At 72.3% G+C, this 22,723-nt stretch carries 22 protein-coding genes and 2 pseudogenes; 15 read left to right on the top strand and 9 right to left on the bottom strand.

Going from position 1 to position 22,723, the window contains the following annotated elements; all coding sequences use genetic code 11:
- On the top strand, positions 1–562 hold a 562-nt coding region (locus BZY54_RS25575), incomplete at its 5' end, for a His/Gly/Thr/Pro-type tRNA ligase C-terminal domain-containing protein (RefSeq protein WP_244217322.1).
- A 333-nt stretch (positions 563–895) separates the two neighbouring features.
- Here the strand turns inward: BZY54_RS25575 and BZY54_RS25570 are convergent.
- Positions 896–2,992, bottom strand: a complete 2,097-nt coding sequence (locus BZY54_RS25570) for a SpoIIE family protein phosphatase (protein WP_086727679.1) — start codon at positions 2,990–2,992, stop codon at positions 896–898.
- A gap of 165 nt (positions 2,993–3,157) precedes the next feature.
- The gene (locus BZY54_RS25565) at positions 3,158–4,105 is read right to left on the bottom strand and encodes a MurR/RpiR family transcriptional regulator (RefSeq protein WP_086727678.1); all 948 of its coding nucleotides are present in this window, start codon (positions 4,103–4,105) and stop codon (positions 3,158–3,160) included.
- Between the two features lie 200 nt (positions 4,106–4,305).
- Between BZY54_RS25565 and BZY54_RS25560 the strand changes: the two genes are divergently transcribed.
- Positions 4,306–5,877 carry a sodium:solute symporter gene (locus BZY54_RS25560; RefSeq protein WP_086727677.1) on the top strand — a complete coding sequence of 524 codons (1,572 nt, stop codon included), beginning with the start codon at positions 4,306–4,308 and terminating at the stop codon, positions 5,875–5,877.
- Between the two features lie 205 nt (positions 5,878–6,082).
- Positions 6,083–7,261 (top strand): anhydro-N-acetylmuramic acid kinase, encoded by a 1,179-nt coding sequence (locus tag BZY54_RS25555; protein ID WP_086727676.1) that lies wholly within the window; start codon positions 6,083–6,085, stop codon positions 7,259–7,261.
- Between the two features lie 34 nt (positions 7,262–7,295).
- Here the strand turns inward: BZY54_RS25555 and BZY54_RS25550 are convergent, their stop codons facing one another.
- Together BZY54_RS25550 and BZY54_RS25545 are read right to left on the bottom strand one after the other, a co-directional pair.
- Positions 7,296–8,033 carry an SAM-dependent methyltransferase gene (locus BZY54_RS25550; protein WP_086727675.1) on the bottom strand — a complete coding sequence of 246 codons (738 nt, stop codon included), beginning with the start codon at positions 8,031–8,033 and terminating at the stop codon, positions 7,296–7,298.
- A gap of 114 nt (positions 8,034–8,147) precedes the next feature.
- A complete protein-coding gene (locus BZY54_RS25545; RefSeq protein ID WP_086727674.1) occupies positions 8,148–8,558 on the bottom strand; it encodes a hypothetical protein in 411 nt (136 codons plus the stop codon).
- Positions 8,559–8,944: 386 nt separating this feature from the next.
- Here BZY54_RS25545 and BZY54_RS25540 point away from each other — a divergent pair, with 386 nt between their 5' ends.
- The 3 genes from BZY54_RS25540 to ku all read left to right on the top strand — a co-directional run bounded on the left by BZY54_RS25540 (position 8,945) and on the right by ku (position 11,474).
- Positions 8,945–9,238 carry a hypothetical protein gene (locus BZY54_RS25540; protein ID WP_143668117.1) on the top strand — a complete coding sequence of 98 codons (294 nt, stop codon included), beginning with the start codon at positions 8,945–8,947 and terminating at the stop codon, positions 9,236–9,238.
- Between the two features lie 15 nt (positions 9,239–9,253).
- A complete protein-coding gene (locus tag BZY54_RS25535) occupies positions 9,254–10,201 on the top strand; it encodes a hypothetical protein (RefSeq protein ID WP_086727672.1) in 948 nt (315 codons plus the stop codon).
- Between the two features lie 202 nt (positions 10,202–10,403).
- The gene (gene ku, locus BZY54_RS25530) at positions 10,404–11,474 is read left to right on the top strand and encodes a non-homologous end joining protein Ku (RefSeq protein ID WP_086727671.1); all 1,071 of its coding nucleotides are present in this window, start codon (positions 10,404–10,406) and stop codon (positions 11,472–11,474) included.
- Between the two features lie 120 nt (positions 11,475–11,594).
- Here ku and BZY54_RS25525 read toward each other — a convergent pair whose 3' ends face one another.
- Complete coding sequence (locus BZY54_RS25525) at positions 11,595–11,903, bottom strand: hypothetical protein (RefSeq protein WP_143668116.1); 309 nt, start codon at positions 11,901–11,903, stop codon at positions 11,595–11,597.
- Here BZY54_RS25525 and BZY54_RS55555 point away from each other — a divergent pair.
- From BZY54_RS55555 to BZY54_RS25505, 4 genes and pseudogenes are all read left to right on the top strand, one after another.
- A pseudogene (locus tag BZY54_RS55555) lies at positions 11,845–12,096 on the top strand (helix-turn-helix domain-containing protein); the annotation flags it as partial. The gene BZY54_RS25525 and the pseudogene BZY54_RS55555 sit on opposite strands and share 59 nt — an antisense overlap.
- A 204-nt stretch (positions 12,097–12,300) precedes the next feature.
- Positions 12,301–13,044: a PepSY domain-containing protein gene (locus tag BZY54_RS51710; RefSeq protein WP_086727669.1), complete on the top strand. Its 744-nt coding sequence runs from the start codon at positions 12,301–12,303 to the stop codon at positions 13,042–13,044.
- 187 nt (positions 13,045–13,231) lie between these two features.
- Positions 13,232–13,624, top strand: coding sequence for a DUF2267 domain-containing protein (locus BZY54_RS25510; protein WP_086727668.1), 393 nt, complete (start codon positions 13,232–13,234; stop codon positions 13,622–13,624).
- Positions 13,625–13,633: 9 nt separating this feature from the next.
- The gene (locus BZY54_RS25505; protein ID WP_086727667.1) at positions 13,634–15,046 is read left to right on the top strand and encodes an RtcB family protein; all 1,413 of its coding nucleotides are present in this window, start codon (positions 13,634–13,636) and stop codon (positions 15,044–15,046) included.
- 69 nt (positions 15,047–15,115) lie between these two features.
- Here BZY54_RS25505 and BZY54_RS25500 read toward each other — a convergent pair whose 3' ends face one another.
- Together BZY54_RS25500 and BZY54_RS25495 are read right to left on the bottom strand one after the other, a co-directional pair.
- Positions 15,116–15,571 (bottom strand): archease, encoded by a 456-nt coding sequence (locus BZY54_RS25500; protein WP_086727666.1) that lies wholly within the window; start codon positions 15,569–15,571, stop codon positions 15,116–15,118.
- 37 nt (positions 15,572–15,608) lie between these two features.
- A complete protein-coding gene (locus BZY54_RS25495) occupies positions 15,609–16,040 on the bottom strand; it encodes an SRPBCC family protein (protein ID WP_086727665.1) in 432 nt (143 codons plus the stop codon).
- 126 nt (positions 16,041–16,166) lie between these two features.
- Between BZY54_RS25495 and BZY54_RS25490 the strand changes: the two genes are divergently transcribed.
- Positions 16,167–16,598: a hypothetical protein gene (locus tag BZY54_RS25490; RefSeq protein WP_208640756.1), complete on the top strand. Its 432-nt coding sequence runs from the start codon at positions 16,167–16,169 to the stop codon at positions 16,596–16,598.
- A gap of 90 nt (positions 16,599–16,688) precedes the next feature.
- On the opposite strand, the gene BZY54_RS25485 is transcribed toward BZY54_RS25490, so the two are convergent.
- Complete coding sequence (locus BZY54_RS25485) at positions 16,689–17,840, bottom strand: CapA family protein (RefSeq protein WP_086727664.1); 1,152 nt, start codon at positions 17,838–17,840, stop codon at positions 16,689–16,691.
- A gap of 272 nt (positions 17,841–18,112) precedes the next feature.
- On the opposite strand from BZY54_RS25485, the gene BZY54_RS25480 reads away from it, so the two are divergent.
- From BZY54_RS25480 to BZY54_RS25470, 3 genes are all read left to right on the top strand, one after another.
- Positions 18,113–18,850 (top strand): type 1 glutamine amidotransferase, encoded by a 738-nt coding sequence (locus tag BZY54_RS25480; protein ID WP_086727663.1) that lies wholly within the window; start codon positions 18,113–18,115, stop codon positions 18,848–18,850.
- A gap of 157 nt (positions 18,851–19,007) precedes the next feature.
- Positions 19,008–19,433 (top strand): DUF2267 domain-containing protein, encoded by a 426-nt coding sequence (locus BZY54_RS25475; protein WP_086727662.1) that lies wholly within the window; start codon positions 19,008–19,010, stop codon positions 19,431–19,433.
- Between the two features lie 308 nt (positions 19,434–19,741).
- The gene (locus BZY54_RS25470) at positions 19,742–21,052 is read left to right on the top strand and encodes a PP2C family protein-serine/threonine phosphatase (protein ID WP_244217323.1); all 1,311 of its coding nucleotides are present in this window, start codon (positions 19,742–19,744) and stop codon (positions 21,050–21,052) included.
- Positions 21,053–21,129: 77 nt separating this feature from the next.
- On the opposite strand, the gene BZY54_RS25465 is transcribed toward BZY54_RS25470, so the two are convergent.
- Positions 21,130–21,903, bottom strand: a complete 774-nt coding sequence (locus tag BZY54_RS25465; RefSeq protein ID WP_086727660.1) for a class F sortase — start codon at positions 21,901–21,903, stop codon at positions 21,130–21,132.
- Between the two features lie 280 nt (positions 21,904–22,183).
- Here BZY54_RS25465 and BZY54_RS51020 point away from each other — a divergent pair.
- A pseudogene (locus BZY54_RS51020) lies at positions 22,184–22,723 on the top strand (hypothetical protein); the annotation flags it as partial.

Genomic DNA, 22,723 nt, shown 5'->3' with positions numbered 1-22,723 from the left:
CCGCCTGGCCCCCGTCCAGGCGGTGGTCGTAGCCGTCAAGGACGACGACGCGGTGCAGGCACGGGTCCGGGAGATCGGCGAACGGTTGACCGCCGCCGGTGTCCGCGCGCACGTCGACGACCGCACCGACACACCGTTCGGCCGGCGCGTGGTCGACTGGGAGCTCAAAGGTGTGCCGGTACGGATCGAGGTCGGGCCACGGGATCTGGAGCAGGGCACCGCCGTGCTGGTCCGCCGCATCGCGGGGAGCAAGGAGCCCACGGCGATCGGGGCACTGTCCGAGCTCCTGCCCAAGATGCTGGCGGACGATCAGGCGCTCCTGCTGACGCAGTCGCGCGAGCGCCGAGAGAGCCGTACCGCCGAGGTCACGACGATCGCGGAGGCCACCGAGGCCGCGACCACCGGCTGGGCGCGCATCCCCTGGGCCGCGCTCGGCCCGGAGGGCGAGGCGCAGCTCGCCGAACAGGGCGTGTCCGTGCGGTGCCTGGTCGCCGCCGACGGCTCGGTTCCCGAGAGCGACGACCAGCCGGGGAACGTCGCGGTCGTGGCGCGCGCCTACTGAGACCCGGCCGGGCCCGGCGCCGTCCGGCGCCGACCGCGCCGGACGACCGCCGGCGGCCGGGCCCGTACGAGGCGCCCCTCTCCCCGACCTACCGGGGCCGGGCTTCGGACAGCCAGTGTCTTTCGTTCGGATCAGGCCGGATCAGGGAGCGGGGTCTGGTGCGTGAGATACAAGGCGGAGGACGGCGGGGCGACGCGGAGCGTCGGCGACCGACGACAACGCCGCTGGGGGCACCGCCCACGCCCTTGAGGCAGTGGGCGAGTGCGTGCCAGCCCCGCGAGCCCGGCAGGATCCGAACGAGAGGCCCCAGGGGTGAACAGCGCGGGGTGAACCTCAGCCGACGGCCTCGCTTGGGCCGATCGGCTGGGCCCGCGCGATCAGCAGAGCGACGTCGTCGTGGTCCTCGGGGTGCCGGAGGTTGTCCAGGAGCCACTGGCAGGTGTCCGTGAGCGGACGGGGCTCGCCCTCGAGGACGCGCAGCAGGGTGTCCAGGCGCTCGTCGATCGGGTGGTGCCGGGTCTCGATGAGCCCGTCCGTGTACAGGACCAGCCGGTCGCCGGGGTCGAACGCGAAGGCGGTCGTGTGGAAGGGCACGCCGCCGACGCCGAGGGGCGCACCCGTGGGCATGTCGAGGAGTTCGGGGCTGTGCCCGGTGCGGATCAGCACAGGCGGCAGATGTCCGGCGTTGGCGAGGTGGCACGTGCCCTGGTGCGGGTCGTAGACGGCGTAGAGACAGGTCGCGATGTAGTGCTCCAGCCCGCGGGTGATCTTGTCCAGGTGCTGGAGGACTTCGTCGGGGGCGAGGTCGAGGTCGGCATATGCGCAGGTGGCGGTGCGCAGGCGCCCCATGGCCGCGGCGGCGTCGATGCCGTTGCCCATCACGTCGCCGACCACCAGGGCGGTCTTGTCGCCGTCCAGGGGGATGACGTCGTACCAGTCGCCCCCGACCTCGCAGGAGGCCTGAGCGGGCTGGTAGTGCGAGGCGACGTCCAGGCCGGTGAGGGGCGGAGGGTCGCCGGGCAGCAGGCTGCGCTGGAGGGTTTCCGCGGAGTTGCGCACGCTCTGGTGCCAGCGGGCGTTGTCGATGGCCACCGCGGCCCGGGCGGCCAGTTCCCCGGCGAGGATCACGTCGTCCTCGTCGAAGGGCAGCGGGTTGTCGATCCGCAGCAGGTCGAACGCGCCGAGAACCTCGTTGTGGGCGATCAGCGGCACCGCGAGATAGGAGTGCACGCCCGCCCGGGCGAAGACGGCCGCGGCGTCCGGGTTGCGGGCGATGCGCTGCAGTTCTTCCTGCCCGGTGTGGGCCACGACGACCGGCTGCCCGGTGTGGACGCACTGGGTGATCAGACGGTCCGGGCCGTAGGCGGCCATGTCGCCGACCCTGTCCGCGGCGGCGGTCGCCTCGGTGGGGTGGGCGGAGACCATGGCGAGTGCACGGAACACTTCCGGGCCGTCGTGGGGGCCGCTGGTGCGGCGGAACGCCAGGACGGCGTCCAGGACGTCGACCGCCGCCACGTCGGCCAGGTCCGGAACGGCCACCTTCGCCAGTTCCTGCGCGGTCTGCTCCACCTCCAGGGTGGTTCCGACGCGCGCGGCGGCATCGGCGATGAGCGCCAGCCTGCGCCGTGCCCGGTCCGCCTCGGTCGCGGCCCGGTGGCGTTCGCTGACGTCGATGACCGAGCTCGCCACCCCGATCACCTGCCCGCCGGCCCCTTCGAGCCGGTAGTACGACACCGACCAGGCGTGATCGTTGTCCGGGTCGGCCGCGGTGCGGCCGACGATGTACTGGTCGATCACCGGCGTGCCGGTGACCAGGACCTGCCGCAGAGCGGACTCGACGGTCTCGATGCCGGCCGCGGGATGGATGTCGCGCGGGCGGCGGCCGATGTGGTCGGTGGCGGGGATGCCGTCGATGCGCTCCAGCGCGGGGTTGACCATGAGGTAGCGCAGGTCGGTGTCCAGGAGCGAGACGCCGATGGGTGACTGGGACACCAGATGCTCGGACAGGGCCAGCTTGGTCTCGACCCGCTGGAGCATGGCCCGGTCCGCGGCGATGCCCAGGGCGTAGACGTCGCCGAGGTCGTCCAGCAGCCGCATGTTGCGGAACTCCACCATGCGGGTGCTGCCGTCCTTGTGCCGGATGGGAAACGCGCCGGCCCAGCTCGCCCCGGTGCCCATCACCTCGGCGAACAGCTTGGTCACCAGTTCTCGGTGCTCCTCGTGGATCATCAGCCGGGCCGCGTACCGGCCCAGCGCCTCCTCGGCGGTGTAGCCGAACACGTCACCGGCCTGCGGGCTCCAGAACACGATCCGCCCGCTGCTGTCCAGTACGACCGCGGACACGCTGAGCAGGTCGAGCAGCCCTCCCGGTGGGGACGGTCCCACCCGGTGGGCCGCTCCTTCGTCCTGGAACGATTCCTGTGCGGTCATGCTCCAAGCTCCCTCCTCGACAGCGGTCGATGGGTGCGGCTGCTGAGGGGCCGTCCCTCCATGCTCTCCCGAATCGGCTGTCGCACGAACCGGAGGGGAAGGTCATGATCGCCGCGGCCGGGCCGCGGGCGCGGCCGGGTCGCGATCGGCCCGGGAAGGGCCCGCTCAGTCGCCGGCCTGTGCCTGGCGCTGCGGCTGTGGCCGCCTGCGGCGCTGGACGGCCCCGTAGGTCTTCTCCAGCGCGGCCGTGGTGGCGTCGTAGGAACGCTGGGCCACGCCGACGAACAGGCAGTCGACGACAGCGAGTTGGGCGATACGGCTGACGGTCGCACCGAACCGGAACGGGGTCTCGCGGGCGCAGGTCGTCAGCACCAGGTCGGCGGCCTGCGCCAGGGAGGAGTGGGGGGCGTTGGTGAGGGCGATGGTGGTGGCACCCCGTTCGGCGGCGACCTGGAGGGGTTCGACGGTGTCCTCGGTCTCTCCGGAATGGGAGATGGCGAGGGCCACGTCACCGGGGCCGAGGAGGGCGGCGGCGGTGAGGGCCGCGTGCCGGTCGCTCCAGTTGAACGCCATGTGGCCGATGCGGTGGAGCTTCTGGTGCAGGTCCTGTCCGACGAACGCGCCGGCGCCGACGCCGAAGATGTCGACACGCCGGGCACCGGCGACGACGTCGACGGCACGGCCGAGCGCCTGCACGTCCAACGCCGACCCGGAGTCCTCCAGCGCGCGGACCTCGTTGTAGACGATCTTCTTGACGATCTCGTCCAGTGTGTCCGTGGGGCTGATGTCGGTGCCCAGGGGCGGGCGCTCTCCGGCCCTGGCCTGCTCCCGCGCCGCGGCCGCGGCCAAGGCCAGGCGCAGCTGCGGGTAGTTCGAGATGCCGATGGCGCGGCAGAACCTCATCACGGTGGCGACCGAGGTGTCGGCCCGCCGGCCGAGGGCGCTGATGGACAACTCCGCCGCCTGGGCCGGATCGGCCAGGACGGCGTCGGCCACCCGTCGTTCGGAGGGTGCCAGGGACGGCCGGCCCGCGCGGATACGCGACAGGATGTCGGCGGCCGAGGTGTCCTCCGGCTGCCGTGCCGGTGGGCGATCTGGGTCCTGGCGGGCCATGGCTCACTCCTGGGTGGGATGGCGACACGCTAACCAGCCTCCTGGAGGACGTCAATAAGTTACCTACTTCGTAAAACCAGGTTACTTATTGACATGCCGAGTTCAGCTTCCCGATACTCGCTGGACCGTGATGCCGCCGGTCACCTGTTGTGCCGTGACCGACGGTCCGCCCGAACCCGTGCCCCAGCCCAGGAGTCACCGTGCGCCAACTCGACCTCGTCGTGGTCGTCGTCTATCTGGTCGCCATCGCGGTGATCGGACTCCGGCTGGCCGGCCGGCAGAGATCGGCGAAGGACTATTTCGTCGGCGAAGGGCACATGCCGTGGTGGACCGTCTCGTTCTCCGTGGTGGCCACCGAGACCAGCGTGCTCACCGTGATCAGCGTGCCCGGCGGCGCCTACAGCGGACAGGGCTTCGGCAACGTCGAACTGGCGCTGGGCTACGTCATCGGCCGGGTCGTCGTGGCCACCGTGCTGATCCCCCTGTACAAGCGCGGCGGGTTCGTCAGCGCCTACCAGTACCTGGGCGACCGGTTCGGACTGAAGCTGCAGGGGCTCGCCTCGGTGACCTTCGTCTTCACCCGGCTCCTCGCCGAAGGCGTGCGGCTGTTCGCCTCCGCCATCCCGATCAAGCTGCTGCTCGACGAGTTCGGGGTGCACACCGGTTACCGCGTCATCATCGTCGTGCTGACCGTGATCACCGTCGTCTACACCTACCTCGGCGGCATCAAGGCGGTCATCTGGACCGACGCCATCCAGATGAGCCTGTACCTGGGCGGCGCGATCCTCGCCATCGCGGTGCTGTCCGGGCACGTCGGCGGCGACGGCTTCACACGCGCCCTGCACGCGGGCCAGTTCAAGCTCTTCGACACCGACTTCTCGCTCGCCCACGTCCTCACGAGCACCTTCGCCCTGCCCACGGCCATCGTCGGCGGCGCCATCTTCGCGATGGCCAGCCACGGCTCCGACCAGCTCATCGTCCAGCGCATCCTGGCCACCCGCACGCTGCGCGACGGACAGAAGGCCATGATCGCCTCAGGTGTCTTCGTCACCCTCCAGTTCGCCGCCTTCTCCCTGGTCGGCGCGCTGCTGTGGTCCTACAACCAGGGCAAGAGCTTCAAGGACCTCGGACTGGCCAGCTCCGACAACCTCTACCCCGACTTCATCCTGCACGGCCTGCCCGTGGTGATCTCCGGTCTGCTGGTGGCCGGCATCCTCGGCGCCGCCATGGGATCGCTGTCCTCGGCCCTGAACTCGATGTCGAACTCGACGGTCGCCGACATCATCCACAGCTTCTTCCCCCGCACGCCCTCCGAGGACGCCCTGCTCAGGCTCGCCCGGGTGATGACCCTGGTGTGGGCGGTCCTCATGGCCGTCTTCGCCTGCGCCTTCAGCACCAGCACGGGCAATGTGTACCTCACCGGCCTGACCATCGCCGGCTACACCTACGGCGCGCTGCTCGGCGCGTTCCTCCTCGGGCGGCTCGTCAGGCGCGCGGGCGAGGCCGACGCCGTCGTGGCGTTCCTGGTGACGGTGGCCGTCATGACCTACGTGGTGCGCGAGGTCAAGATCGACGTCACCACGGCCGGAGTCACCGTACCGACGGCGATCGCCGCCCAGTGGCTGGTGCCGATCGGCGTGCTGGTCACCCTGGTCGTCGGAGGCCTGATGAGCCTGTTCCACCGCGCTCCCGCGGCCGTGACCGATACCCCGGGCGACGGCGAACCGGGGCCAGGCTCCGGCCGCGTCAGCGAGGTCGCCGGCCAGGAGTGACGGTCGCCCGTCCTACTCCGTCGGTCGCCGTCGGGCGTCCACTCACCTGACGGCGCCAGACGCCCAACGGCGACCGACGGCTGAGCACCGGCCAACGGCAAGGGCCGTCCCAGGGCGCCCTTCCCAGGCGCCGGCGGCGAGAGAGCCGAAGGGGCTCGGGCTCCCCGCAGGCGAACGAGCAATCCAAACGGACAGGAGACACCCCGTGCGCGTGATCGGCCTGATGTCGGGCACCTCGTACGACGCCATCGAGGCGGCCGCCGCCGAGCTCACCCTGGACGGCGACGCCCTGCTCATGCGGCCCTTCGGGCACCTCTCCGTCTCCTACCCCGACGACCTTCGCGACCTGATCGCCGTCACCCTGCCTCCGGCGGCCACGACCACGCAGACCGTGTGCGCCCTGGACACCCGCATCGGACAGGCCTTCGCGGACGCGGCCGTCCGTGCCCTGCGCGACCTGTGCGGCGGTACCGCCGACCTGGTGGTCTCGCACGGGCAGACCATGCATCACTGGGTCGAGGACGGTACGGTCCGCGGCACGCTCCAACTCGGCCAGCCCGCCTGGATCGCCGAGGCCACGGGCCTGCCCGTCGTCTCGGACCTGCGGAGCAGGGACGTCGCGGCCGGCGGCCAGGGCGCCCCGCTCGTCGCCCTCACCGACGCCCTGCTACTGCGCGCCCTGCCCGGCACCCCCGCGGCGCTGAACCTCGGCGGTATCGCCAACATCACGGTGGTGGCGCCCGGCGCCGGCCCACTGGCCTTCGACACCGGCCCCGCCAACGCCCTGCTGGACGCCGCCGTACGGCACTTCACCGCGGGCGCCGCCGGGTACGACGAAGGCGGACGCCGGGCGGCGGCGGGCCGGACCAGCCCCGCCCTGCTCCAGCTGCTCCTGGACGATCCGTACTACCGCAGACCCGCACCGAAGAGCACCGGCAAGGAGCACTTCCACCTGCCCTACCTGCTGCGCGTGCTCGCCGACGTCCCCGGCGTCGGCCCCGACGACGTCCTGGCCACCCTGACCAGGCTCACCGCCGTCACGGTCGCCGACGCCTGCCGTGCCCACGGGGTCACCCAGCTCGTCGCCTCCGGCGGAGGCACGCGTAATCCCGTGATGATGCGCATGGTCGCCGAGGAACTGCCCGGCGTCACCGTCCGTTCCAGCGACGCGCTCGGCCTGCCCTCGGACGCCAAGGAGGCCCTGGCCTTCGCCGTTCTCGGCTTTCTGACCGTCAACGGGCTGCCCGGCGCGCTTCCGTCGGGCACGGGCGCCCGCCGTGCCACGCTCCTGGGCAGCATCACGCCCGGGCTGCGGCCGTTGCGCCTGCCCGAACCGGCCGGCCAGGCGCCCCGCACGCTCCGCGTCTGCGACCCCACCCGATGAGCGGCGGCGGGGGAACCTCCCTGTCGGAGGAACCTCAGTCGGATGTCCGGCGCAGCACCAGGGAGACGAAACCAAAGGTGTCCCGGTAGTGCCGCAGCCATTCGGAGCGTCGGGTGGTGGCTGTCTCGAGGGCTTGCGCGCTTTCGGGGTCGTCCGGGTTGTCCAGGGCCCATGACGCCAGCGATCCCCAGCAGGACCATTCGTAATCGTCCAGCTCGCGGCGCGTGCTGACATGCCCGTGGACGGGAGTCCACCCGTCGGCGACGATCCGGTCCACGGTGGTGGCCAGGTCGGCGAGGTCGCCGAGCATTTCCCTGGCCTCCTGGGAGGGCTCGCGGTCCCAGAACCCGTCACCGATCAGCACGCGACCGCCGGGGGCCAGGTGCTCGCGGGCCGCCGCGAGGGTGGGGAGCAGGCCGCCGAAGGCATGCGTGGCACCGACGCTGAGCACCAGGTCGAACGGCTTGGGGGAACCGTAGTCCGCGGCGTCCTGGTGGTGGAGCGTCAGGCGGTCCCGGACGCCGAGGCGTTCGGCCGCCCGGCTCGCCCGCGTCAGGGCGTCCTCGGAGACGTCCACGCCCTCGGCCCGCAGATCCGGCCACATGGCCAGGGCACGCAGGAGCCATTCCCCGCCACCGCAGCCGAGGTCGAGCGCTCGCTGGGCGGTGTCCGCGACGCCGCGTGCCAGCAGCCGTCGGACCGAGTCGTCGTCGAGCGGAGCCTTTATCGGGTGATCGGCATGGGCGATACCGGAGATCTGTTCACGATTCACCGTCGCAGCGTGTCAGCGTCACCCGTCGCACGCACCTGAGTTTTGCGCCGCCGGGAACGACGAACGCGTCCGGCCCGACTCGCCCGCACCGGCGGCCGGCAGCAGCACAGTCGCTCACATCTGACGCAGCACCACGAGGAGCACGAGGAGCACGGTGGCTCCGGCGCTCATCCCGTGGGCGACGACGGCCGTAAGCGGAAAGTGCCGCTCGGCGGTGACGGCGCCGTGGGAGTGGCGCCCGGGGCTGGGCAGCCAGCGCAACAGCATCATGAAGCCGAACGCGGCCACTATCAGGACGACCGCGCACGCGGCCCACGCCGAGCCTCTGAGCCCTCCCACGAGGTACACCGCCCAGGAGGCGAGTCCGGCCACGGCGAGCGCCACGTGCCCCACGACGAGCCACAGCGGCAGCCGGGTCACGCCGGGCGTGCGCTGCCGCAGGCCGCCGTGGCGGATCCACACGGTGGCGAGATAGCCACCCAGGCTCGCGGTCAGCAGCCACACGCACAGAACGAACAGACGCATGCCCGTCGCTCCCCCCTCTGCCGGTGTCCCGTCACGCCCCGTCCCCTCGGGGCGTTCGTGCCTCAGGACACCGCACCGGCCAGGAGCAGGCTGGACATCCATTCACGGATTCACCCGTAGGCGTGAACAGTGGCGGGAATCCGCCCACTACCGCTCGGTCCCTCGCAACCCTGCGCCCTCGCACCCCCTGGGGCTCCCCCGCCCCCGGGCGGCCACAGCCGGTGACGTCGGTGAAGGGTCGCACGAGTGGCAGCGGCGAGGCTCTTGTCCCATGGTGGTCGGGCAGCATCTCCACGCCAGGCCGACGCCGTTCGCACGGAAGTGCGGCGCCGATCCGACCGGTGCCTCCTCTTTCTCGTCCGGCTCCCCCGTTCGGAGGTCACGCCATGACTCGCGTCCGCATGCTCGCCACGACGGCCGGTGCCGCTCTGCTTCTGGCGTTTCCCGGCGCGGCTCACTCGGCCACGGCCGCCCGCGCCGCGACGTCGCAGGACTGCGCCAAGGCCATGGCGGCGGCCGATCATGCGGCACACGAGTACGACCAGCTCAAGAAGGAGCTCCAGGACCTCGTCGCCGACGGCGGCCACCCGGACGCCTCTCAGCGCCAGGCACTGGCGGACGCGGACGTCGCACGCAGCGTGGCGGCCGCGCGGGCGGAGCGAGTCTGCGACAGCGTGTGACCGGCGACTGACATCATGCGGCGCAAGGGCGGGCGGCGTGGCGGAGAGCAGAATGTGGAGGCCCTTCTCGACGAGCTCTACACCACGCCGCCGGCCGACTTCGTCGCCCGGCGCGAAGAGCTGACCGCCGCCGTCAGAGCGGACGGCCGGGCGGAGGACGCCCGCCTGATCCACGGCGCACGCCGCCCCACCCTGGCGGCCTGGGCCGCGAACCTGCTGCTGCGCTCCCGACCGGAGGAGAGCCGGCAGTTCCTGGAGCTGGGGGAGGCACTGCGCGAGGCGTACCGCGCTCTGGACGCTGCCGGGCTCCGGGAGCTCTCCGCGCAGCGCAGGCAGCTCGTCTCCGCCCTGTCCCGGCAGGCCGCGCAACTTGCCCAGGAGGCCGGGCATCGGCTGTCCGACGCGGTGCGGCAGGACGTCGAGTCCACGCTGCTCGCCGTGCTCACCGATCCCGATGCGGCCGAGCAGTGGGCCGCCGGCCGCCTGCACGGCGCCCTGACCCCGCCCTCGGTGTTCCCCGCCGACGCCGGCCCGGCGGAAGGCGCGTCCCAAAAGCCGCCCCGGCCGGCGCCCGGACCGGCGCGTACCCGGACGGCGGCTCCACCGGCACGGGCGAAGGACGAACTGGCCGAACGGCGCCGCGAGCGGCAGGCCACCCGGCTCGCGGCGGCCAGGAAGGCAGCCGAGGAGGCCGATCAGCGGCTTCGCGCCCGGCGCGCGGAGCAGGCGGACGCCGACGCGGCGGTACGGCAGGCACGCGACCGCCGCGATCGGGCCGGGCAGCAGGTGTCCGCTGCCGAGCAGCAGCTGCACCAGGCCCGCGAGGACCTGAGGCGAGCGGAGCACGAGCAGCGGGCCGCCGAGGAGCGGCTCCAGGAGGCCGCCGGTGACCTCGCGCGGGCCGAACAGGAGGCCCGACGGGCCGCGAAGGAGGTGGACCGCCTGGCGGCACGCGCCGAGTAGGGACCGCCTGGCCGGACGCGTCGGGCAGGTGGTGGGCGGCACACCGGGGCAGGCGCCCTCCCCTGCCCGCGCGCCGCGGCATGGCCCATGATCCTCCGCTCGCCGCGTCCGGCGCGCGCTCAGGGTGCGAAGGTGTCAGCGTGGTGGACAGCGGCATCCGCGCCGGATGCCGCCGGGGCAGGCAGGACTGGAGTGGTTGTCCATGGCACGCGCGATGTGGACCGGCGTGATCACCTTCGGGCTGGTCAGCGTGCCGATCGGCCTGTTCACCGCGACCGAGGACCACACCCTCCACTTCCACCAGTTGCAGCGCGGCACCACGGACCGCATCCGCAACCGGCGGGTCAACGAACGCACCGGCGAGGAGGTGTCCCCCGACGACATCGTCAAGGGCTACGAGTTGGCCGAGGGCGAGTACGTCGTCGTCGAGCCCGACGAGCTGGACGAGATCGCACCGGGCCGCTCCCAGACCATCGAGATCACCGACTTCGTCGACCTCTCGGACATCGAGCCGGTCTACTTCTACCGCACCTACTACGTCGCGCCCCGCGGCAAGGAGTACGTCAACGTCTACGGACTGCTGCGCTCGGCACTGGCCACGGCGAACAAGGCGGGCATCGCCACGTTCGTGATGCGCAACAAGCAGTACCTGACCGCGCTGCGTGCCGAGGACGAGCTCCTGGTCCTTCAGACCCTGCACTGGGCCGACGAGGTCCGCGACCCGGGCAGGGAGCTGCCCGAGCTGCCCTCCGGCCGCGCCGGGAAGGGCAAGGAACTCGACATGGCGATCCAGCTGGTCGAGGCCCTCAGCGCGCCGTGGGATCCGGCCCGGTATCACGACACGTACCAGGAGACGGTGCGGGAGATGGTGCGGGCGAAGTCGGAGGGCCAGGAGATCGTGGCGGCCCAGGAGCCGCCCGTGGCCACCAACGTGATCGACCTGATGAAGGTCCTTCAGGGCAGCGTCGACCAGGCCCGCGGCACCCGTGGCGAGGCGGCCGCGGAGCCGCGGGACAAGGCACCGGCACGGAAGCCTGCCGCGAAGGGGGCGAAGAAGACCGGCCGCCAAGCCCCGCCCAAGACCGCCCGGACGTCCGCGACCGGCCGCCGCGCACCCGCCGGTGGGAAGGGTGAGCTGCGGCAGCTGAGCAAGGCGGAGCTGTACCAGCGGGCGACCGAGCAGAACGTCGCCGGCCGCTCCAGGATGAGCCGGGAGCAGCTCATCGACGCGCTCGCCGGGGCCGGCGGCCGGCGGCGGAAGACCGCCGCCTGACCTACGGGATCGTGCTCGGATCGCTCCCCTCAGGCAGGTGACCGCCCGTCCGGACGGCGACGCCGACGACGGAGCCGGCCGAACGGACGGGGGGTCATGTACCCGGACCCCGGTGCCGGATCAGCGGATGGACATGATGACCTGGGCGTCGGCGCCGTAGTGCCAACCGGAGCGGGCTCCGTTCACGTTGTGGCCGTTGGGGCAGGCCTTCCCGGTGTGGCGCCAGGCGCCGATCTTGACAGTGCCGTAGACGCACTTGCCGTCGGCCTTCTTGTCGTAGACCCAGATCTGGGTGCTGGCCTGCCTGTGGCCGTGGTACGTCCGGTGGCACTCCCAGTACGCCACGGCGCCCCGGTCCGAGGGCACCGTGATGCTGTACCTCTTGCACTGCATGGCCGCGGAGGCGGCGGTGCCGCTGTGGGATGCCATGCTCTTCGCACCCGACGGTCACTCAGCGGCTCATCGACACCTGTCTCCGCGGTCCGTCGCCCGACCTGGCCGATCCCGGCCCGCTGCCCTCGCTGACCAACCGCGAGCGGGACGTACTCGCTCTGGTCGGGCAGGGCTGTCCAATCCGGAGATCGCCGACCGCCTCACGGTGACCATCGCCACGGTGAAGACGCATCTGAACCGGATGATGGCGAAACTGGACCTCAGCAGCAGGGCCCAGGCGGTGCGGTCGCCTACGAGACCGGTCTCGTCCACGCCCGCCGCTGAGCCCTGCGGCACCCAGCAGCGGACGGCCGGAAGGGCCGCGCCCGGCCATTCCAGTGGTTTCGCCCCCCGGTCGGTGTCAAGCGCCGATGCCACGGTTACCGAGAGCTGCATGACCACTGCGCGCCGTCTTCCGCCTCTCCGTACGCTGGCCGCGACCTGTGCCCTGGGCAGTTCCGTTCTGCTGACGGCTGCCTGCGGCACCACCGACGCGACACGTTCGAGCGTCGCCGAGGCCGCTCCGACCAGCCCCTCTCCCGCCTCGCCCGCTCCGGCCTCCCCTACCGCCGCCTCCCCCACCGCATCGCTCAACAGGGACCAGGCCAAGCGCAAGGACCTGGTGACGAAGACACACGTGAGCTGGGACAAGGCGGCCGGCACCGCGGTCGGGGAAGTCCCGCAGAGCAAGCTCGTCGAACTCGACCTGAAGTCCACTGCCCAGGGTTCCACCGCGACGCCGGGGGCGACCAGCCCCGGCAGTCCGAGTCCGGTCGGCTCCGCGGGCGCTCCGGAGTGGGAGGCAAAGGTCGCCGCCGCGGACGGGACGGTTCACCGGGTCGACGTCGACGCGGTCACCGGAAAGGTCCTGCGCAGTCAGACGGCAAGGAACCAGGACGCCGGCGACAAGCGCGAGGTCGCCGACTGGTTGCGCAAGGCCACCCGGACGCCCGCACAGGCCGTGACGACGGCGACCGACAAGACGAAGGGGACCGTCACCGGCGTCGGCCTCGACGAGCACGACCACAGGCTCGTCTGGTCTGTCGACGTGGTCACGACCGACAACTGGCACAAGACGACCTTCGACGTCGACGCGGCGAACGGCAAGATCCTGCGCGAACACGTCGACCACGACTGAGCTCCGGACCGGAGGTGGCGGCGTCGCGACGCCGCCACCTCCGGTCCGTGCGTTCCGGTCAGCCGCACCCTGCGGCCATCCGCACCCTTCGGTCATGCGCGACCAATCGGGGTACTCGTCATCGAAATCGGCAGAAGTGTCGACAGAGGGTGCCGCGCCGCACACGGCGCGGAGAAACGAGGAGCCGATGAGGTGCGACGAGTTCCTCGCGCGCGTGCGCGAGCGCGGCGAGTTCCACAGCCAGGACGAAGCCCAGCAGATCACCGAAGGCGTTCTCGGGGTACTGGCGAAGAGGATCAGCCCCGGAGAGGTCGACGATCTCGCCGCCCAACTGCCCCTGCCGCTGGGGCGCACGCTGGCCGACGCCAAGCGGGAGCGGGCCGAGAACTTCGGCATCGAGGAGTTCTACCACCAGGTGGCGGAGCGTACGGGCGCGCGCCCCCGTACCGCCCAGTGGGACGCCAGCGCCGTGCTGACGACAGTCGCCGACGCCATCTCCGGCGGCGAGCTCAATCAGGTCATCAGCCAGCTCCCGTCCAGCTACGCCACCCTGTTCGGCAAGGCGGACCTCGCGGACTGAGCGGCAACCATGGAACTTGTCGAGGAGCGTCCCTATCGCTTCCGCATCGAACGGCACGGCGACATGCGCGTGCCGGGGGTGGTGTTCGCCTCCCGGGAACTGCTCGCCGACGCGGAGCAGTCGCTGCGGCAGGTGGTGAACGTGGCCACCCTGCCCGGGATCGTCGGTGCCTCGTACGCGATGCCGGACATCCACTGGGGCTACGGCTTCCCGATCGGCGGGGTCGCGGCGACCGCGGTGGACGACGATGGGGTGGTCTCCCCCGGCGGGGTCGGCTTCGACATCTCCTGCGGAGTGCGGCTGCTGGCCGCCGACTGCGAGCGGAATGAGTTCGAGCGGTCGCTGCCCGCGGTGATGGACGGCCTGGACCGGGCCATCCCGCGGGGCGCGGGCCCCGGCGGCGTGTGGCGGCTGACCGGCCCCGAGCAGATGGAGCAGATCCTTCGAGGCGGCTCACGGTACGCGGTGGAACAGGGCCACGGCGAGGAGAGGGACCTGATCCGGTGCGAGGACCGCGGGGCGGTCGCCGACGCTGACGTGACGCAGGTCGGCGAGCGGGCGCGGGAGCGTGGCCTCGGCCAGGTGGGCAGCCTCGGGTCCGCGAACCACTTCCTGGAGGTGCAGCAGGTCGCCGAGGTGTACGACGCGACGGCGGCAGCGGCCTTCGGGATCGCCCTCGACCAGGTGTGCGTCATGATCCACTGCGGTTCGCGCGGCCTCGGCCACCAGATCTGCACCGATCACGTCAGAGCGATGGACCGGGCCATGGCCCGGTACGGCATCTCCGTACCCGACCGGCAGCTGGCCTGCACCCCGGTGGAGTCGCCCGAGGGAGAGGCCTATCTCGGGGCGATGGCCGCGGCCGCGAACTACGGCCGGGCGAACCGCCAGTTGCTGTCCGACGCGACCCGTGCCGTCTTCCGGCGCAGCGCGGGAGTACGGCTCTCACTCGTGTACGACGTGTCGCACAACCTCGCCAAGATCGAGAGCCACCTGGTCGACGGGGTACGGCGCCGGCTGTGCGTCCACCGCAAGGGCGCCACCCGGGCCTTCCCGCCCGGGCACCCCGACCTCCCCGGGGATCTGCGGGAGGCGGGGCAGCCGGTGCTGATCCCCGGCACCATGGGCACCGCTTCGTACGTGCTGACCGGCGTGCCCGGCGGGGACGCGTTCGCCTCCACGTGCCACGGTGCGGGCCGTACGATGAGCCGCCACGAGGCCGCCCGCACGGTCACCGGCAGGCAGCTGCGGGACCGTCTGGAGCACGGCGGAATCGCGGTGCGACCTCGCTCGCTGCGCGGTCTGGCGGAGGAGACTCCCGAAGCGTACAAGGACGTGGGCGCGGTGGTCGCGGTGAGTGAGGCGGCGGGGCTGTGCCGCACGGTGGCCCGGCTGGTGCCCCTGGGCGTGGTCAAGGGCTGAAGCCCGCGCCCGGTTCGGCGCACGGTTCGGGCATATGGTCGGGCACGGTCAGGCGTCAGGCGTCGATGATCAGGCGTCGACGGTCACCGCGCACGACCAGCCGTAGGAATCCGGGCCGATGTGCAGCTCGTGCCAGGAGACGCCCTTCGGCACGGCGCCGGTGATCTCCACATCCGCCAGCGCGGCCATCGCCAGCCGCACGTCCAGGCCCTCGTCGACCTCCGCCGCCGCCACGTCGACCGGCACCCGGCCCTGCACCTCCAGCCGGTAGATCACTTCGTCCAGCAGCGCCGCGAGCAGGTCCTCGTCGCTGCCCCAGGCCAGCTGTACGTGCTCCACGGCGGCGGGCCGTACGCCGGACACGTCGGCGAAGCAGTCCACCATCGCCATCGCCGCCTCCGTCAGACAGCGGTCCCGGCTGGTGGCCCAGGCCTCGAGACGCACGTCAGCGGTGTGCGGCACGGCCCGATGGCCGTTCTCGCCCAGCCGCCGCGCCTCCCTGTCGTCACCGGTGTCGCCGACCATGCTCACCGTGTCCCCGCTCGGCGGCGGCTCATCGCGTTCACCGCCCTTGTTCCACGCAGTCCTTGAAATGTTCCAGATCGCTGCGGACCGCCCGTTCGATGGCGTTCGCCTGAGCGAAGCCCTTCGGTCCGCCGAAGGCCTCCCTGACGGTGTCGGGGTCGTACTCCACTCGTGCCTGGACCCGGGTGTGGTTGTCGTCGATGGACTGCAGCGAGAAGGAGCCGATGAGGTCGGGAGCTCCGGTGGTGTGCCACTCCATCACGCGCTCCGCCTGGCGGTCGGACAGTTCGGCCTCGATCTCCCGCGACCGCCCACTGGCCTCGATGCCGAGATGCGCCCGGCCCGCCGCCTCCGTGCGCGCTTCGCGGACTCCCGTCACGAAGCGTGGGTAGTTCTCGACCCGGTGGAGGGTGTCCCAGGCCTTGTCGATCGGAACTCCGACGTCGACGTGTTCTTCGAGGGTGCTCATGGCCGACCTCCACGTGCGACTCGTGCGTGTACTGCTCCTGCTTCTTCCAGTGTGCGCCCCGAGCCGGCCGGTCGACGGCGCTCGTCTCGGTGTTCCGGAGCGACGATGGAAGGGAGGTGTTGGACCATGGCACGGATACGCGTCGAGGGCGACGATCTGGTGATTCGGCCGACGTTGTGGGAGAAGGCGGCGGCCCACCGCGGAGATGTGCGCGTACCGCTGACTTCGGTGTGCCGGGTGACGGTCGAACCCGACTGGTGGCGCACGATGCGCGGAAGCCACCGGAGCGGCACCTGCGTGCCCGGGCTCGTGTGCATCGGCACGCGCGGTCATCAGGGCGGGGAGGACTTCGTCGACGTACGGCCCGGCAGGCCCTCGGTGTGCGTCGAACTCCGGCCGTCCGCGCCGTTCCGCCTCCTCGCCGTCGCCGCACGGAACGCACCGGAGGCCGAGGCGCTGGCCCGCCGGCTCCGCCGGGCCGCCCCAAATATCGACGCGTCCACCCCTTGGCGGCAGCCGCTGCCCGTGCCCGGGGAGTCCGGCGCTCCCCCCGACTGACGGGCGGAGCCGGACCCGCCGATCCGCGCTGCCGGGTCCTCGGGGGTGGTCGCTGCCCGGCCGTACGCACGGGAAGCGGCCCCGCGCCCCTCACCTCCCCTGCGGGCCGGTGTCCGGTCCCGCATGGAGTGCACCGTCGGGTTCGGCCAGCACGGTCACGCCGGGACTGGACCGGGCGAGTGTCGCCGCCATCCACGTCCGGTCCTCCTCGGCGGCGGGCTCCAGTCGCATCCTGCGGGCCTGCAGTGTCGTCATGCGCAGATCCATCAGCCGGCCCGTCTCCGCCTCCAGCGAGACGAGGTAGGCCAGACGCAGGTCGTCACGGTACTGCTCGTAGCCGGAGATGCCCTCGTAGTCGTCGATGAAGTCGCCGCATCCGTACAGGATCAGCCGGTCGCGGTAGACCTCGATGGCGCGTGGGTGGTGCGAGGAGTGCCCGTGGACCACGTCCACCCCGCCCTCCACCAGCGTGTGCGCGAAGCGGATCTGTTCCCGGGGAATGTGGTGGCCCCAGTTCGACCCCCAGTGCACGGAGAGCACCGCGATGTCGCCGGGCCGCCTCAGCTGCCGGACGCGCCCGGCCGCGGCGGCGGCCGCCCTCTCCGTGGGCTCGGCGACGTAGGCCACCCCGGCCTGCTCCGCCGTCGCCGCCCAACTCGGCGGTATGCCGCTGGACATGGTCCCCAGGGCGAACACCAGGAGGCGGGCGCCGTCCGCTACGGGGCACACGGCGGGCGCGTACGCCTCTTCGGCGTTGCGGCCGGCGCCCGCCGACCGCAGCCCGGCGACGCGCAGGGCGTCGAGCGTCTCCAGGAGACCGGAGCGGCCGAAGTCCAGCACATGGTTGTTGGCCAGGACACAGACGTCGGGCCGGGCCACCGTCAGGGCGGGCAGGTTGGCGGGGTGCATCCGGTAGTGCACCGCCTTGCCCGGGGCGAAGGCGTCACTGCACGTCACAGATGTCTCCAGGTTCACGATCCGCACGTCCGGGGCGTCCTCCCGGAGCACCCGCAGCGCCTCGCCCCACGGCCACGCGGGCGCGACCGGCGTGGGGATCGGACCGCAGGCCGCCTCCGCCAGTTCGACGTAGGCCCGCGCGTCCCGTATCCAGTCCTCGCGCAGGACCGGATCGCCGGGGTGCTCGAGGATCTGGTCGACCCCACGGCCGAGCATCACGTCACCGCACAGGAACAGCGTCACCACGCCCCGCCGCGCAGCCACCGGCAGCGGCGCTTCCACCATGATCGCCTCCTTGAGGAGCCGAGGACGCCGGACGGCTCGGAACGGCGAGTTCCCGTTCTGCGGGGTGGCTACTCGGCTTCGCAGGATGGGTACGCGGCGTGCCCCGGCTCGTCGGTGCAGAGAGCCGCATCCGTCGGTACGCGGAGCCTGATCCGCCCGGCTCGCTCCATACCCGGACCGGCGTTGACGGCATGCCTGTGCGGTGCGGGGGCAGGATGACGGCGGCCTGGGCGGGTCGGCCGGGCATCCCGGGAGAGAGGTGGAATCGGGCCATGCGGAGTGCGGCCACGGCGCTGGTGGTGCAGAACAGCGCGCTCGGGGGGCCTGGTCGGTGGGCGGACTGGCTGGCCGACGGCGGGGTCGGCACGGAGGTGGTGCGGGGGGACGCCGGGGAGGCCCTGCCCGAGCGGCTGGAGCACAGCGCGCTGATCGTGCTGGGCGGTGGCTACCTGCCGGACGACGACGAGCGCGCGCCGTGGCTGGCGGGGGCTCGGACGCTGATGGCGCAGGCGCTGGAGCGGGGCGTGCCGGTCTTCGGGATCTGTCTCGGCGGACAGATGCTCGCGCACGTGGCGGGCGGCAAGGTGGCGGGCGAGCACGGCGAACCGGAGTTCGGGAGCACCGCTCTGACGCTGCGGCCGGAGGCGGCGCACGATCCGCTGTTCGGGGGGCTGCCGCAGCGGCCGATGGCGATCGAGCACCACGTGGACGCGATCGTACGGCTGCCCGAAGGGGCGCGGTGGCTGGCTGGCAGCGAGCGGTGCCCGTACCAGGCCTTCCGGGTCGGCGAAGCTGCGTGGGGCGTCCAGTTCCACCCCGAGGCCGGGCCGGATCGCATCGCGCAGTGGTCCGCGGACCGGCTGGAGCGCCATGGGCTGGATCGGACGGAGCTGCACCGCGTCGCGCTGCGCGCGGAACCGGATGCCGCACGGGTGTGGCGAGAGGTGGCGCTGCGGTTCGCGGCGCTGGTGCACGGCCGCCGTGCGCCGGTGGGTGTTCCGCCGGCGTGAGGAGACGCCGGGCACCCGGCGGATCGTTCGGCCCGCGCCGCCGTCGGCCGGGGAGGCCCGGTGTAGTGGCGGCGCGCAGGGTACTCGCCGATTGCCGGGACACCGGTGTTCCCAGCCGGACCGAAGGCACCAGACGCTGGGAGAGGAGACCCACCTCATGCGGCATGACCAGATGATCGGGAAGGTACAGGCGCTCGCTCAGCTGCCGGACCGGGGATCCGCCGAGCGGGCGACGTTGGCCGTGCTGAGCACGCTCGCCGAACGGCTGCCGTCCGGGCTCGCCGACCACGTGGCCGCGCAGCTGCCGCCGGAACTTGCCGCCCCCATGCGGGAGGCGACGGGGTCCGCCGCCGGTGGGCGCTCGCACACCTCCGGTGAGCGGTTCGACCTCACCGTGTTCGCCGGGCGGATCGCCGGGCGAGCGGGTACGGACGAGGACGCGGCCGTACGTGAGGCCGCAGCGGTGCTGGAGGTACTCGATGCCGCCCTGGCCCCGGAACTGACCGAGAAGGTCAGCGGGGCACTGCCGGCGGACATCCGCGAACTCCTGCCCGTCGGCCGCGCCACGGAGGACTCGGGTTGACGCCCGGCCGGTCGTCGTGCGGCGCACGGGGCGCCGGCCGCCAGGGCGGCTACGCCGCTCGGGTCTCCGCGGAGACCGATCGGGTGCCTGCCGGCGGTGCGCGGCCAGTCGCCGGGCGGGAGGAGCCGGGCCACGGTTGATGTGTCGGGGTCGGTCCGTCCGTCACGCCAGAGCGCGCGCACGGGACACCGGTACCCGGAGTGGACGGCGGAAGTGGGACAGCAGCGATGACGGAGGAACGGCAGGAGCCGTTGGACAAGGGCGGTGCCGCGCAGGACCGGCTCACCCCGTCGGCCGAGGTGCCCTACATGTCGCTGCTGGACCTGCCGCTCAGCTCCGACCTGAACCGTATCGGCGAACAGCTCCATGCCCTGGCCCGTGCCCAGGGCACCCTCCAGGAGCTCCTCCAGGCGGTCGTGAACATCACCGGCGAACTGGAACTGCCCGCCGTACTGCGGCGCATCGTCCGTACCGCCATGGACCTGGTGGGCGCCCGCTACGGGGCCATGGGCGTGCTCGACGAGGAGGGCAGGCTGCTGGACGAGTTCATCCCACTGGGGCTCACCTCGCAGGAGCTGGCGGCGCTGCACGGAGTGGAACTCCCACGCGGCCGGGGCCTGCTCGGCCATCTGATCCATCACCCCGAGCCGCTGCGGGTCAAGAACATCGCCCAGCATCCGGAGTCCGCGGGTTTCCCGCCCGGCCACCCGCCCATGCGGACCCTGCTCGGCGTCGCCATCAGTGTGCGCGGGCGGATCTACGGCAACCTCTACCTCTCCGAGCGCAAGGACGGACAGCCCTTCGACCGGCACGACGAGGGCGTGGTGCGAGCGCTCGCCGGCACCGCAGGGGTGGCGATCGAGAACGCCCGCCTCTACCAGCACGTCCGTCACAGCTCCGAACAGTTCCAGCGGCTCCTGCTGCCCCGGCTGCCCGACCTGAGGCCCTTCGCCGCCGGGGCGGCGTACCGCCCGGCCAGCGCCCCGGCCGCCGTCGGCGGGGACTGGTACGACGCCATGCTGCTGCCCGACGGGGCATGCGCGGCCGTGATCGGCGACGTGGTGGGGCACGACCTGCGGGCGGCGGCCGACATGGCGCAGATGCGCAACATGCTGCGGCCGCTCTACTACGACTGCCAGACGTCGCCGAGCGCCTCCCTGTCCCGCCTCGACCACATCATCCAGGCCCTGGAAGACGCTCCCGTCGCCACCGCCCTGCTGGCCCGCCTGGAACCCGCCGACGGAGCCTGGCAACTGCACTGGTCCAGCGCAGGGCACCCGCCACCGCTCCTGCTGCTGCCCGACGGGCGGGTGCGCTACCTGGAGACCGATCCCGGCCTCCCCCTCGGCGTGGTGGCCGATCTGCCCCGTCCCGACTGCCGCCAGGCCATTCCCGTGGACAGCACCGTCATCCTCTACACCGACGGCCTGGTGGAAACGCCCGGGCAGTCGCTGGACCGGGGACTGGACGCGCTGGCCGTCACCGCTTCCCGGCACGCGGGACGATCGCCGGAGGAACTGTGCCGGGCACTGGCCGAACACCATCCCAGTGACGGTCACGACGACATGGCCGTCATCGCCCTGCGCACCCCGCCCCTGACGGGCTACGCCCGCACCTGACAAGGGTGCGGCGCGCCTGAGGGGGCACGGTGCGCTGACAGGGCCGCGGCGCGTTCCTCACAGCCGCCTGCCGGTCGTCACGTGTGCGTGCTCGAGTCGAGGTGGGCGAAGACGACCAGGTTGTCCTTGTAGTCCTGGGCGGCGCGGTCGAAGGGGCCACCGCAGGTGATCAGGCGCAGTTCGGGAGTCGGTGTGTCGGCGTACACCTCGTCGTCGGGGAACTTCGTCTTGTTGAAGGTCTCCGCGGAGTCGACCTCGAAGCGGGCGACGGTGCCGTCGGCGCGAGTGATGTTCACGTGGTTCCCCGCCTTGAGCGACGACAGCCCGACGAAGACCGCGGGACCGGTCTTGGTGTCGACATGGCCCACTACGATCGCCGCTCCGCGCTCACCGGGTGACGCTCCGCCCTGGAACCATCCGACCAGGTTCTTGTCGTCGGCGGGTGGCGGGCTCAGGTGCCGGGAGGCGTCGAGGGACAGCTTGGTGAACGGCGCGTCCACGCCGATCGCCGGGATCGAGATGCGTACCGGTGTCGACCGGGGCAGTGCCTTGTCGCGGGCGCCGACGGCCGGCGCGGAAGGTGTGGCCGGCGTGGCGACTACGGACGGTGGCGCGGTAGTTGTGGGCGGTGTGAACAGGGTCGGCGGCGGCGACGGCGGGGCCGCTCGGGAGGCGACGACCGTAGGTCGGGGCGGCTGCCTGACCTCGCTCACCGGACTGCTCAGGGAGTGGTCGATGAGCATCATTCCCAACCCGACCGCTGCCGCAGGCCACAGCAGGCGGAGCCGGCCACGCCGCGGGGCGGACCCGGTGCCGTACTGCTCCTCCTGCAACGGATGCTGAGAGGCCATGGACGGTGCCTTTCGTCAAGGGGTGGAGCTGACCCTGCGCGGCGGGGGGACGCCGCTTCCGCGGCCTGCGTGTTCCTCGCGGGAAGTGACGCAGGCCGCGACAGCAGAGCGCCGCTCAAGAACCCGTTCAGGCCGCGGAGGTCCCTGATGCCCGGCGGCGTCGCACCATGTACGCGCCGGCACCGAGGCCGCCGAGTACGAGCGCGGCCCCCGCCCCCAGGCCCCAGGTGGTGGTGTCGGAGGACTGTGCAAGTCCGCCTCCACCGGCGTGGACACCGCCGTGCGGCTTGCCACCGCCGCTGCCGCCCTCGTCACCGCCGCGACCGCCCTCGTCACCACCGCGACCGCCGTCGTCACCACCACGGCCACCGTCGTCACCACCACGGCCGCCCTCGTCACCACCACGGCCGCCCTCGTCACCACCGCGACCGCCCTCGTCACCACCACGGCCACCGTCGTCGGTGTTCCTCATCGCCAGGGCTCCACCACCGGCGTGGACACCGCCGTGCGGCTTGCCGCCACCGCGACCGCCCTCATCACCACCGCGACCACCGTCGTCACCACCGCGACCGCCCTCATCACCACCACGGCCACCGTCGTCACCACCGCGACCGCCCTCATCACCACCACGGCCACCGTCGTCACCGCCGCGACCGCCCTCATCACCACCGCGACCGCCCTCGTCACCACCACGGCCACCGTCGTCGGTGTTCCTCATCGCCAGGGCTCCACCACCGGCGTGGACACCGCCGTGCGGCTTGCCGCCACCACGGCCGCCCTCATCACCGCCGCGACCGCCCTCGTCACCACCACGGCCACC

This window comes from Streptomyces carpinensis (genome assembly GCF_002154505.1).
Classification (GTDB): domain Bacteria; phylum Actinomycetota; class Actinomycetes; order Streptomycetales; family Streptomycetaceae; genus Streptomyces; species Streptomyces carpinensis.
This window is presented reverse-complemented; position numbering and strand designations above follow the sequence as displayed.